13 protein-coding genes are annotated in these 11,029 nt (G+C 72.1%); 6 read left to right on the top strand and 7 right to left on the bottom strand.

The genetic code is table 11. The features are described 5' to 3' along the window. Nucleotides 1–101: 101 nt before the first annotated feature. The 4 genes from ABT403_RS24170 to ABT403_RS24185 are packed head-to-tail and all read left to right on the top strand — an operon-like array spanning nucleotide 102 to nucleotide 4,210. The gene (locus ABT403_RS24170) at nucleotides 102–680 is read left to right on the top strand and encodes a hypothetical protein (RefSeq protein WP_344161929.1); all 579 of its coding nucleotides are present in this window, start codon (nucleotides 102–104) and stop codon (nucleotides 678–680) included. Next, nucleotides 677–1,915: a hypothetical protein gene (locus ABT403_RS24175; RefSeq protein ID WP_344161926.1), complete on the top strand. Its 1,239-nt coding sequence runs from the start codon at nucleotides 677–679 to the stop codon at nucleotides 1,913–1,915. The genes ABT403_RS24170 and ABT403_RS24175 overlap by 4 nt, the downstream gene beginning before the upstream one ends. Continuing rightward, nucleotides 1,912–2,793, top strand: coding sequence for a hypothetical protein (locus ABT403_RS24180; protein ID WP_344161923.1), 882 nt, complete (start codon nucleotides 1,912–1,914; stop codon nucleotides 2,791–2,793). The genes ABT403_RS24175 and ABT403_RS24180 overlap by 4 nt, the downstream gene beginning before the upstream one ends. A gap of 13 nt (nucleotides 2,794–2,806) precedes the next feature. Next, the gene (locus tag ABT403_RS24185) at nucleotides 2,807–4,210 is read left to right on the top strand and encodes a hypothetical protein (protein ID WP_344161920.1); all 1,404 of its coding nucleotides are present in this window, start codon (nucleotides 2,807–2,809) and stop codon (nucleotides 4,208–4,210) included. Between the two features lie 47 nt (nucleotides 4,211–4,257). On the opposite strand, the gene ABT403_RS24190 is transcribed toward ABT403_RS24185, so the two are convergent. After that, nucleotides 4,258–5,094 carry an esterase/lipase family protein gene (locus ABT403_RS24190; RefSeq protein WP_344161917.1) on the bottom strand — a complete coding sequence of 279 codons (837 nt, stop codon included), beginning with the start codon at nucleotides 5,092–5,094 and terminating at the stop codon, nucleotides 4,258–4,260. A gap of 324 nt (nucleotides 5,095–5,418) precedes the next feature. Next, a complete protein-coding gene (locus tag ABT403_RS24195; RefSeq protein ID WP_344161914.1) occupies nucleotides 5,419–6,111 on the bottom strand; it encodes a DUF6215 domain-containing protein in 693 nt (230 codons plus the stop codon). A gap of 262 nt (nucleotides 6,112–6,373) precedes the next feature. Between ABT403_RS24195 and ABT403_RS24200 the strand changes: the two genes are divergently transcribed. Next, on the top strand, nucleotides 6,374–6,598 hold the full coding sequence (locus ABT403_RS24200; RefSeq protein WP_344161911.1) for a hypothetical protein: 225 nt from the start codon (nucleotides 6,374–6,376) through the stop codon (nucleotides 6,596–6,598). A gap of 162 nt (nucleotides 6,599–6,760) precedes the next feature. Here the strand turns inward: ABT403_RS24200 and ABT403_RS24205 are convergent, their stop codons facing one another. Beyond that, nucleotides 6,761–7,381: a hypothetical protein gene (locus ABT403_RS24205; protein ID WP_344161908.1), complete on the bottom strand. Its 621-nt coding sequence runs from the start codon at nucleotides 7,379–7,381 to the stop codon at nucleotides 6,761–6,763. A gap of 282 nt (nucleotides 7,382–7,663) precedes the next feature. Between ABT403_RS24205 and ABT403_RS24210 the strand changes: the two genes are divergently transcribed. Beyond that, nucleotides 7,664–8,293: a maleylpyruvate isomerase N-terminal domain-containing protein gene (locus tag ABT403_RS24210; protein WP_344161905.1), complete on the top strand. Its 630-nt coding sequence runs from the start codon at nucleotides 7,664–7,666 to the stop codon at nucleotides 8,291–8,293. A 487-nt stretch (nucleotides 8,294–8,780) separates the two neighbouring features. Here ABT403_RS24210 and ABT403_RS24215 read toward each other — a convergent pair whose 3' ends face one another. From ABT403_RS24215 to ABT403_RS24225, 4 genes are all read right to left on the bottom strand, one after another. Continuing rightward, nucleotides 8,781–9,167 carry a MerR family transcriptional regulator gene (locus ABT403_RS24215; RefSeq protein ID WP_344161902.1) on the bottom strand — a complete coding sequence of 129 codons (387 nt, stop codon included), beginning with the start codon at nucleotides 9,165–9,167 and terminating at the stop codon, nucleotides 8,781–8,783. Nucleotides 9,168–9,241: 74 nt separating this feature from the next. Next, the gene (locus ABT403_RS24220) at nucleotides 9,242–10,030 is read right to left on the bottom strand and encodes a zinc-binding dehydrogenase (RefSeq protein ID WP_425580226.1); all 789 of its coding nucleotides are present in this window, start codon (nucleotides 10,028–10,030) and stop codon (nucleotides 9,242–9,244) included. Beyond that, entirely contained in the window at nucleotides 9,973–10,272 is a 300-nt protein-coding gene (locus ABT403_RS39060) for a hypothetical protein (RefSeq protein ID WP_425580225.1), read from the bottom strand. Before ABT403_RS39060 ends, ABT403_RS24220 begins: the two co-directional genes overlap by 58 nt. 163 nt (nucleotides 10,273–10,435) lie before the next feature. Beyond that, nucleotides 10,436–10,714: a hypothetical protein gene (locus tag ABT403_RS24225; RefSeq protein ID WP_344161899.1), complete on the bottom strand. Its 279-nt coding sequence runs from the start codon at nucleotides 10,712–10,714 to the stop codon at nucleotides 10,436–10,438. Nucleotides 10,715–11,029 lie beyond the last annotated feature (315 nt).

The raw sequence follows: 11,029 nt of genomic DNA on the forward strand, positions 1-11,029 counted from the left end.
CGCCCCGCTCGGCGCATGGCACGGAATGTGACAAGTCGTTACTTTGAATGCGCACCCCGGTCGGTGCCACACCCCCCATTCGCCATCCCCCTGGAGCGGTCATGTCCCCGCGCGTTCGTCGGTCTCGTCCCCTCCTCGCCTTCGCGTCCGTTCTCGCCGCGGCCGCCCTCTGCGGCCCGGCACCCACGGCGTCCGCGGTCACGGCGTCTGCGGTCACGGCGTACACGGCCCCGGCATCCACGTCCCACATCCGTCCGGCGCCCGGCGACGACGAGGAACCCTGCCCCAACGGCGAACCCAAACCGTGCGGTGCGTCACCGGGCGAGCGCACCACCGTCGACGACGACCGCAAGCACGTCAACGACGACGTCGGCAAGGCCAAGGACGACATCAAGGACGCCAGGAAGCAGGCCGGCGCATGCCCGCCCACGTCGTCGACGGACTGCATGAGCGGCCTCATGGCATCCGGGGAAGGCGACCGCAAGGACCTGGACCGGACGCGGAAGGACGCGGACAAGACCCGCCAGGAGATGGACGCCTACACACCCGCCCCCGCCGACAACGCCGGTGGCGCGGTACGCGGGGCCTGCCCGGCGTTCGCCGCCGAGCTGCCTGCCGTTCTGACCTCTCCCGGCGGCCCGTTCGCCGGGCCCGGAGTCTGCGAGCTGATGAACGCGTGACCCCCACCCGGATTCCCGCCCGCCGCCCCGGCCTGCCGGGGGCGGCCGCCCTCGGGGCCGTCCTGGGCCTGGCACTGCCCCTGTGTCTGCTCTCCCGGGCCGCCGCCGAGCCCTTGCCACAAGCCCCGGCCGTCCCGGCCGTCAAGGCCTTCGACGGTGACGAGCCGCTGCCTTCGGCGGACCGGGTCCGCGCCTACTGCGCCGCCCACCCCGGAGGCTGCCGCTTCACCATCGACCCCCTCGCCTCCGGGAGCTACTACACCGCCGTCAAATCCTTCGGCAACGCCGTGGTCAACTGCACCCGCGACCCGGTCACGGTCACGCGCCAGATCGCACTGCGCACCAGCAGCTCCGACAACCTCGGCGGCGAGATCACCGGAAAGATCGCCGTCGAAGGCCAGATCACCGCCTCGGGCGAGGTCACGGCGGGCGTGACCGCGAAGGGCAGCGGGGAATTCACCACCCCGAACAAGCAGCAGGGCCCCACCGCCACGGTCGGCGCCGAAGCCGGGGTCAACGGCAGCGGAAAGGTGGGCGGCTCCGTCGGGGTCAAGGGAGCCTTCGAAGCGGCGTTCAAACGCACCTACCAGCGCACGTGGGTCACCGAGCAGACCGAGACGACGACGTACAACACCACCGTCCGGCCCGGCGAGGCCCTCGCCTTCGGAGCCAGCGCCGCCATGCAGCGCATCGCCGGAACCCTCACCACCGGCACCGGCCTCAAGGCCGGCGGCATCGTCGTCGACGGCCCGTCCACCGTCAACAACAGCACCTTCATGGCGGACACCTTCCCCGTACCCGCCTCGGTGTGCGACCGCACCGGCGCCAAGGGCAAGAGCGACGTCGAGATCAACGCGGAGGCGGCCAGGCAGATCGCCGAACGCCAGGAGAAGAACCGGGCCGCCGCGGAAGGAGCAACCAAGGGGATCAAAGCCGTCGGGGACAGGATCGCGCAGTGTCCACCGGGCTCCGCCACCTGCATGGAGAAGCTCTCCGGCAAGGGCGAGCGCGAGGAGAACGGGATCAAGGGGATGGCCGAGACGATCACCTCCTTCCGTCCCGAGCCCTCCGACAACGCCGCCGACGCCTCCTCCACCGTGTGCAGGAACCACCCCGCCTCCCTTCCGGGCGGCGCCGCCGAGCAGGGCCAGGCTCCCTTCCCCGCCTCCCAGGTCTGCTCGCTCCTCGGATCCGAAGCGGCATCCACAGCCCCGCGGAAGGGGAACGCACCATGAGACACCCGGCCCTTCGCCGCCCCCGCCTGCTCCTGCCCCTGCTCGCCCTCACCCTCGCGGTACCGCCCGCCGACCCGGCCGCCGCCGACGCCGGTGCCCGGCCCGGCCCCGGAACCGTGCCCGTGGCCAGGGGACTCACCGCCGACGACCACGAGGCGCGGATCGAGGAGATCGTGGAGTACTGCGGGACCCGGCACGGTGCCTGCACCTTCCGCATCGACCCGGCCCGCACCCGCGAGTACGCCACCGCCATCACCTCCCTGGGCAACGCGGTCGTCAACTGCACCACCGACCCGATGACCGTCGACCGGACCGTCACCCTGCGCACCGGCAGCTCCGACAACATCGGCGGCGAGATCTCCGGAAGGGCCACGGCCGAAGGCACCGTCACCGCGACCGGCGAGGTCACCGCCAACGTCGCCGACGAATCCTCCAACGGCCACAAGACCCCCTACCTCAACACCGGCCCCACCTCGGAGAACAGCACCAGGAACACCGTCTCCGGCGGATCGAGGGAATCCGGCTCCACCAGCGTCAAGCAGGCCTTCGAGACGGCCTACAAGTCGACCTACGCACGCGCCTGGACCACCGAGAACACGGAGACCACCACCTACCGCACCACCGTCAAGCCCTACGACATGCTCGTCTTCGGCGCCAGCGCCGCGATGCGGCGGGTCGTCGGGAACCTCGTCACCGACCAGGGCAAGAAGCTCACCGATGTGGCGGTGGAAAGCCCCTCCATGGTCAACGCGAGCCGCTTCGTCGCCCAGACGTACGCCGTCCCCGACGGCCTGTGCGGACGCAAGCGCCCCGGCGGCGACACCGCCGCCGACGAGGACAACGCCCTTGCCGCCGACGGCAGGCACCCGGCCCGCTGAGGAGTGCACCGCCATGCCCCGACCCCCGCGCCCCGCCCTGCGCACCCTGGCCGCAGCCGGACTCCTGCTCCCCCCACTGCTCGCGGCCGCCCCCGCGACGGCCCACGGCGCTGCCGCGGCCTCCTCGGCCGCCGCCAGCAACGACGTCCCCGTCCTGAACGGGGACTTCACCGAACCCGCCATCAAGGGCGAGCAGTCCACCGTCGGCCTCAGCCACTGGACCGGGCTCAACCAGCGCTTCTCCGCACCGGCTTCGGGCCGCACGGACGGCGCGAACGGCGTCGGCCTCTCCAAGGCCGACAACACCCTCTGGCAGCGACTGCGCGGCGTACGCACCGGCTCGAAGGTCACCGTCACCTTCGAGGACAGCCCCGCCGTGTCCAAGGAGTGCGCCCCGCAGGACGTCGCCGACGGACAGCCGTACACCGTGCACGGCAGCGGCGGAGCCGTCCAGGCCATGACGACCGCCCCCGACCCCGGCCGCACGAAGGGCAAACCGGGAACCGGACACTGGACGCCGAGGACCTACGAGTTCACCGCCGACGAGAACGAGCCGGTGCTCGCCTTCACCTCGAAGGTCACCGACACCCGCACCCAGGTTCCCTGCTCGCCCATGATCACCCGGGTGCGGGCCGTCGAGGTACCGCTCCCCGTCGACAAGACGATCGACAAGTACGCCCTCGGCACCGCCGAGGCGTACCGGGACAACGAGAAGGAGGCCTGGCTGCACAACGCCGCCGCCGCGTGCAACGGGGACAACGCCTGCACCTTCCAGCCCGACCGGCGCGGCTCCTTCCGCTACTACGACACGGCCCGGGTCATCGGAGAGGCCTTCGTCAACTGCACCCGCAACCCCCTCGACCACAGCCGCACGCTCTCCTACACCGAGCGCGCCCACGACACCCTCTCCCAGACCTACGCCGCCGCGAACATCCGCCTCGACGAAGTGGCCCGGCTGCCCACCACCGGAGACCGCACGGAGGACAGGAAACGCCTCAAGGACCGCCCCATGGCCGCCCAGTTCGCCCTCGCCTACGAGATCGCCTGGCAGCGCCCCTTCCAGTGGTTCAGCAGCGACCAGCGCACCGTCGTGGAACGCATCCAGCCCGGCGAGGTCAGCTGGGTGGAGATCCAGCCCAGCAGAGAGCGCGTCGAGGGCTGGTTCGTCAGCGGCAAGGACGACTACCGCCTCCACACCGTCGTCGACGCCCCCTCCCGGGCCGTACCCGACCGCATCTACCAGCGCACCGGACCCATGGCGGAGGCCGAGAAACAGCGCTGCGCCGCCGCCCGCCCGATGACGACCACCCCGGTCGGCGGCGACACCCCGGCCGCTTCCGCGGACAAGGGACTCCTGGAGATCCCTCCACCGACCGGACCGAGCGTACGCCCGTCCCGAACGGTCCCCCTGCCGTGACCGCCTTCGGCGCCGTCCCGGAGGTCCCCGGGGCCTGCGGGCCGGAATCAGAAGCCGGGCAGCCTCGGCACACAGGGAGCCGCCGGCGCGGAGGGGTCCAGAGCGCGTTTGACCAGTCCGACCGCGCGTGGGCTGTACGACATGCTCAGATGGGCGGAGAGATCGACGAAGCAGCCCTCCTGCAAGGTGACGTTGTGCACCGTTGCCCCGGGGCCCGCCGTCATGAACGTGCTCTGCCAGGGGGTGGTGATCTCGTCGTACTTGGTGGCGATCACGGTGTAGTCGATCCCGGGCACGGTGTCGCCGTCGGCGTTGAGCTCCCTGATGAACTCGGACTTCTCGTACTGCTGGACGCCTGCCACCCCGAGGGTCTTCTCCCCGAGCTCCTGCAGGTGGAGCTTGTCGGCGAGGGTCTCGATGCCGCTCATGGTGGTGCCGTGGTTCGTCGCGCCGAGCTGAACGATCTTCTTGACCTTGTTCTTCGACGGGTCGGCCGGGTTCGCGCCTCCGTCGGCCTTGAGATACCAGCGGGCCAGGGTCCCGCCCTGGGAGTGGCCGACCAGGTCCACCTGGCCGGAGCCGCTGGCGGCGAGCACCTTGTCCACGAAGGCGGCCAGCTCCTTCGAGGACTTCCTGATGTCTCCGTAACCCTTGACGGTGGGAGCGACGGCCACCCCGGCGTCGTCGGTGTCACCGAAATCGAGAGCGTAGACGCAGTAGCCCTGGGCCTTCAACTCGGGGGACAGCCGCGCCCAGTTGTTGTAGCGGTTCTCGTAGGTCCCGTGGACCAGGACGACCGGACGCGGGTGGGCGGCGCCGGGACGGCAGTTCCAGTCGTTGGCACCGGGCGGATCGATGTCCAGGTGGAGGATGGAATGGACCATGGCGGGAAGGAAATCGTCCTGCTCGGGCCCGGTCTCCGCCGCCGCGGACGTAGAGGTGGCCAGGACCGTCGCCACGGCGGCGGCACAGACGGCGCTGAGGTGTCTGGGTGTGCGAAGGACGGTTCGCCTCACGAGTCCCCCTGGGAGAAGCATCGTCATTTGGATAGCGGCAGTATCCAATAGGAGGGATCGGTTCAACAGGGGTACGACCGAGATGGCCGAATCGGGCGCAGGACCCAGGCCGCCTCGGTACACCGGCCGCTGAGAGCGGCGGCGCCGCCCGGCCGGCCGTGGCGCGTCAGCCGGCCGGCCGGCCCTGGCGCGTCAGCCGGCCGGGGACCACCCCGGGACGGCCGGCAGGACCGTCTCCGCGACGCGCAGCAGCGCCGCATCGTCCAGGAAGCCGCCGTCGGTCCGCCAGACGCTCAGTTCGAACGAATCGCCCTGGTCCTTCCCGTCCGTGGCCACCGACAGGACCCGCGCCGGCACGCCCGGCCCGCTGGAGGAGTCGCCTCCGTCGAGGCGGAACCGGATCTGCAGGGTCCGGTCCGAGTAGAGGGCCGCCGGGTGGCCGAGTACGGTGCGGCCCGGCACGGTGTCTCCCATCAGCCGGGCGGTGCGGCCCACCGGCAGACCGCCGTAGCCGGCGTCCAGCGTCACCGTGTACCCCTCGAACTCCACCTTGGCGGTCGGCGTGACGATCGCCTCGCCCGTGCCGCCGGGCCGGAACGACCTGCTGCCGCCGCTCACCGTCCGCACCTCACGGCCCGGTATGCCCAGCAGGGCGTCGAGTCCCGGGCGGTGCAGGGCCTCGCACAGGTCCCGGCCGGACGCGTGCCCGGGCGTCTTCGCGGTGTCGGCGTCCGCGCACGTGGGCGGCTTGCGCCGGTCGTAATTCCCCGCACCCTGCCCCCACCACCACAGGCCCAGCGCCAGCCCCGGCACCAGCACCAGGGCCGCGCCCGCCTGCCCCCACGCGCGGACGCCCTTGTTCGCGGCGTCGATGTCCTCGCCCATGTCCCCCCCTGTCGTTCCCCGCCCCACAACGTGCCCGGGATCGTAACCCGCGAAGATCGACATCATGAGCCCGGGGGCCCGCCGAAAACCGGTGGAACCGCCCTCCTCGGCACCCTTAAGGTGCTCCTGCCCGCAGCCCCTCCGGCAAGGACGAGCCGTTGTACACCAAGTGAGACACCCCGAGCGCTGATCCATCGCGCGCCGCACCCGTGCGGCGTGCTCCTTTCCGCTGCGGTCCTCTCACTGGAAACGGTGCATCTCTGTGTCCATGCCCCGGGTCGTCGTACCCGCCTTCCACCACCACCTCCGCCCGGCCGGACGGCCCCGGAACGCCGGCGGCCACCGCGCCGCCGACCGGCCGGCCTGGCAGTCCCCCTACGGCCCGCCGCCGCGCCGCCCCCGACGCGGGCGGTGGGCGCGGGTACCGGTGATGGCCACCGCCCGCACCCCCCTGCGCCGCGGCCACGTCGCGGGCAGCGCCGACTGATCCCCGCCTGCCGGGGGCGCACCGTCACCTCGTGCGCCCCCGGCAGGCCGCTGACGGAAATGATGAGGCGTCAGCGAGCCACTCCGTCGGCGACCGCGCCCTCCCGGTCCGGCGGAGGGCACTGGCCGGAGCGTAGTCGCCGCCGCCCTGATGGTGATCGATTCACAGCTGCCCCCCTGTCCCCTCAGGGGCGTTCACGCTGAGTCGAAGGCGTGAGCCGCCGGGTGCGTCAGAGGTCCACGCCGCGAACGACACCGACTGGACCAGCACGAACCACGGCTCGCCGGGGTGATCACCCGTAGGCTCCCAGAACGCCATGCGATACGGGGTGCGCGTCTTGAGGCGATAGTCCCGGCTCGGCCAGAAACCGGGCGCCGGCGGCTCCGGGAAGTCCTGCGCGTCCCAGGGCCCGCTCCAGGCCGCCGGCCCCAGTACCCCTTCGGCTGCCGTGAGGAACTCCGGCCACATTCGTGCGGCGTGCGCGAGGACCTCCGGGTTGTCCGCCGGTTCGGTCGCATCCAGGTGCCACGCCCAGTGGGTGAGACTCTCGACCGGGTGCCAGTTCCCGTTCGCCTCGAGCGTCCATCTGCCTCCGGCGCCGCTGTGTACGACGAGGTTGCGATCCGCCGTCTGCGGCTCCCAGCCGTTACGCGCGCACCACCTGACGCACTCGGACGAACCGCCCTGCGGCGGGCCCTCCCACACGGAGGCCCAGTCCAGACCACGCAGGCCCGCCAGCTCGACAGCGAGGTCCTGGGCCGTACCGCCCGACTCCGTCAGCATCCTCTTCCGGCTCCTTGCGTCAGACACCAGCAGGAATTGTGGCACGCCGTCAGAGAAGACGATCATCCCAAGACCAGGTGCGGACGCTGTCGGATCCATCGCCTGGCACCCGAATTTCGTCCGGGCAGTGAGGTGGAGATCGTCGAGCGCACCCGGCCCGGGCCGGGTGAGGGAGCAGACCGACGCCCCGCTTCGGGCTCGGCGGGAATGCGGCGTCCCTGCCGCGAGGTTGACCGGGCAGACACCCACCGACGGCGACAGGGGAACAGCAAGGTGACACACGTGAGGGAGCTTTACCTGAGTGTGGCGGACACGGCGGCGAAGCTGTTGGCCACACCGGAGGTCGCAGCCGACTGGCACCAGCCCTCCGCACTGGCGAAGCTCAGCGTCCAGGGACTGGCGGGTCACCTGGCCGGGCAGGTCTTCTTCATCCCCACGGTGCTGGCAGAGCCGGTACCCACCGAGCCCGCCATCTCGATCCACGAGTACTACGCGCGGGTCAGCTGGATCGGCTCGGACCTGGACACTCCGTTCAACCAGGGCATTCGATCCGGCGGCGAGGAAGAGGCGGCTGACGGCCCGGCCGCACTGGCCGCGAGAGTCGCCGCGTGCGTCGAGGAACTGCGCGGCATCCTGCCCACCACGCCGGACCGCCCGATTCGCCGGCCCACCTGGGGGCCGTGGTCGATCGCTCTCGACGACTTCATCGCCAGCCGGATGCTGGAGCTGACCGTCCACTCCGACGACCTCGCGCACAGCGTCGGGTTGCCGACCCCGGAGTTCCCGGCCCCTGCCGTCGAGACCGTCGTGGACTTGCTGTCCCGGATCGCCCTACGCCGGCACGGCGCCACCAACGTCCTGCGCGCACTGAGCCGCAGCGAACGCGCACCGGCTTCCATCTCGGCGCTCTGACGCAGCACCCAAGACCCGGCTGATGATGCGTTGCCGGACCGCTGTCCGGACGCCGTGACATGCCAGCCACCCGGCGATCGTCTCAGTTGCCGATGCCGCTTGTTCCGGCCGATCCTGTCCACTACCCAAGCGAGGAGGAACACGTGGGCTTGACGCTGTTCCCAGGAGACGGTGACAACCGCAGCCCGGACGTCACCTGGTCCTGCGTCCGCTTCAACCGCTTCCGGGAACGGCTCGCACAAGCCGAGGGGTTCGTCCTCTCTGAGATGTGGGGCTTCGGGGGCCACCGGCCGTGGAACGACGTCTCCACCCCTCTGGAGCCGCTCCTCGATCACCCGGATGTCGGTGGGGACGAGCTCTCGACCACCGACTGCGCCGCGATGCTGCCCCGACTGAAGTCGATCATCGGCCAGTGGCAGGAGGAGCCAGACGAAACGATCCTCCGGCACCAGCCCTCGCAGAGGAGCGGCGGCGCGCTGAGCGGGTGTCAGTCGGCCCGTCGGCGGGGCGGGCGGCCGGTTCGCCGGGCGAGTTCCTCGCGCTGTCGGCCGAGTCTGGCCAGCTCGGCGTCCAGGGCGGCGATGCGGCGGTCGACGACGTGTGCGAAGCCGCCGTCGCCGGTCCCGGACCCACAGGCCGGAGCCGGGTCTCGGGTGAGCAGCGGGAGGCGGTCTGCGCGGATGCGTAGGTCGCCGATGGTCAGGCCCAGCGCCAGCAGTTCCCTGATCACCCGGACCAGGGCGATGTCCTCGGGGCCGTACTCCCGCTGTCCGGATGCGGTGCGGGCGGGCGGGGGCAGCAGGCCCCGCTGTTCGTAGAGGCGCAGGGCCCGGGCCGTGGTCCCCGCCGCTGCCGCCGCGTCACCGATGCGCATCCGCCCCACCCCGGCCCACCCCACCCCGTCCCGGTCCGCTGCCGTGCGCCCGCGCCCGTGGGGGTGGCGTACGGCTACAACCGCACGACCACCGCACCGAAGTGGCGTCCGGCGATCAATTCGGGCAACGCCCGCACGGCCCCGTCGATTCCCTCGACCGTCGAGTAGGGGAAACGGATCGCGCCGGACCGCAGCCAGCCGCCGAACCGCTCGCGCCATTCGGCCTCCACGCCCGGGTGATCGGTGCCCGCGTAGCCGCGTAGCGAGAGGCCCCGGACCACCAGCCGGAAGGTGTCGATCTCCACGGGCGCGGAGCCACCGCCCCGTTCCGCGGCCATCTGACCGGCCAGCGCGCCGACGACGGCCACGCGCGCACCCTGCCGGGCCACCGCCAGCGCGGCCGCGAGCTGCTCGCCGCCCACGGTGTCGAGGACCACGTCGATGCCGTCCGGGGCGGCGGCCCGCAGCCGGTCGGCGAAGGGCGGCTGTTCCGGACCCCGCAACAGGACCTCGTCGTAGCCCAGTTCCCGTACGAGCCGGACGGCCTTGTGGGGCGAACCGGTGCTGCCGAGGACACGCGCGGCACCCAGGAGCCGGGCGATCTGCCCGGCCAGGGTGCCGACCGCGCCGGCCGCGCCGGTGACCAGGACGACGTCGCCGGTCCGGACCGGGGCCAGCCGGGTCAGGGCACCGTACGCGGCGGAGCCTTGGGCGAGGTGTGCGACCGCTGTGGGCAGGGCCGGGTCGAGCGGGGACACCTCGGTGACCGGCAGCAGGGCGTGGTCACGCCAGCCCGCCAGGTGGATCACCCGGTCGCCGGGGCGCAGTGGGCCGTCGGTGGGGGCGGCGAGCACCTCGCCCACGGCGGGGCCGAAGAGGGCGTCCCCGGGCTGTAGCAGGGGCAGGGGCAGGCCGTCTCGCCGCCGATCAGGGTGCGCAGGCCGGGGAAGACGAGGAAGTGATCGTTGCGCACGAGGACCCGGTCGGGCCCCGGCTCGGGCAGCGGGGTCCGGGCGACGGTGAAGTGGTGGGGTTCCGGCAGGCCGTCGGGACGGGCGACGAGGCGGACTTCGCTGGCGGTGCGGGGCAGGACGGTGGTCGGCACGGCAGGCCTCCTGGACGTGGGCGCGAGGGGTGCCGGGACGCTAACCCCTGACCCGTGGGTCAGGGTCAAGCCCACGGCACGACGGCCGCAGTTCGCGAAGAGAGAGGGGTCCCGGCGGGCTGCGACGCTAGGGCCCGCCGTGGGGTCGTGAGGGTCGGGGTGTTCACCTGGTGGGGGAGCGCTGTTCGAGGGTGATGTCCACGCCACGGATGGCGCGGTGATAGGCCGGGGAGAAGCCGGTGCGGGAGAGGGCCTCCTCCTGGGCCGCGGTGGTGCGGGCCGTGGCCTGGCGGGCGCCGCCGGAGAGGTGGGTGCATGCGACGCGCCAGACGCGGGACGTGTGGGCCAGGCGCTGTCGCAGGAGCGCCGGGTCGGCGGGCAGGTCGTCGAGTGCGCCGAGCGTGGCGGCCGCCTGGCCCTTGCCCAGGTCCGGGCGGTTCATGAAGGCCTCTTTGAATGCGCCGGAGATCAGCCCGTACCGGGCGCGTCGTGGATCCTCAGGGTTCTGACGACGGCGCGGGTGTCCCACGGGCGGCTGTCCTCTTGCCGTATCGCCAGATGGGACGAGGCGAGGGGGACGGCCGCCAGCAGCACGAACAGCAGGTAGCGGTAGGCGAAGAGGGGGTGGTCGAACGAGACGGCCGCCAGAAGCAGCGGGGGGGGGGCCCGCGGGCGAGCTGGAATGGTCCGCCGAGGCGGCCACCGCGTGGGACGACATCGAGCAGACCGCGACCCCCGCCTACGACCCCTCCGGGGA

The organism is Streptomyces sp. NPDC000075 (genome assembly GCF_040301925.1).
GTDB lineage: Bacteria > Actinomycetota > Actinomycetes > Streptomycetales > Streptomycetaceae > Streptomyces > Streptomyces polychromogenes.

What these genes read in the sequence shown, in the direction of transcription:
- ABT403_RS24170 (WP_344161929.1), top strand. Translation starts at nt 102, where the DNA reads ATGTCCCCGCGCGTTCGTCGGTCTCGTCCCCTCCTCGCCTTCGCGTCC.
- ABT403_RS24180 (WP_344161923.1), top strand. Translation starts at nt 1,912, where the DNA reads ATGAGACACCCGGCCCTTCGCCGCCCCCGCCTGCTCCTGCCCCTGCTC.
- ABT403_RS24185 (WP_344161920.1), top strand. Translation starts at nt 2,807, where the DNA reads ATGCCCCGACCCCCGCGCCCCGCCCTGCGCACCCTGGCCGCAGCCGGA.
- ABT403_RS24190 (WP_344161917.1), bottom strand. Translation starts at nt 5,094, where the DNA reads ATGGTCCATTCCATCCTCCACCTGGACATCGATCCGCCCGGTGCCAAC.
- ABT403_RS24195 (WP_344161914.1), bottom strand. Translation starts at nt 6,111, where the DNA reads ATGGGCGAGGACATCGACGCCGCGAACAAGGGCGTCCGCGCGTGGGGG.
- ABT403_RS24205 (WP_344161908.1), bottom strand. Translation starts at nt 7,381, where the DNA reads ATGCTGACGGAGTCGGGCGGTACGGCCCAGGACCTCGCTGTCGAGCTG.
- ABT403_RS24215 (WP_344161902.1), bottom strand. Translation starts at nt 9,167, where the DNA reads ATGCGCATCGGTGACGCGGCGGCAGCGGCGGGGACCACGGCCCGGGCC.
- ABT403_RS24225 (WP_344161899.1), bottom strand. Translation starts at nt 10,714, where the DNA reads ATGAACCGCCCGGACCTGGGCAAGGGCCAGGCGGCCGCCACGCTCGGC.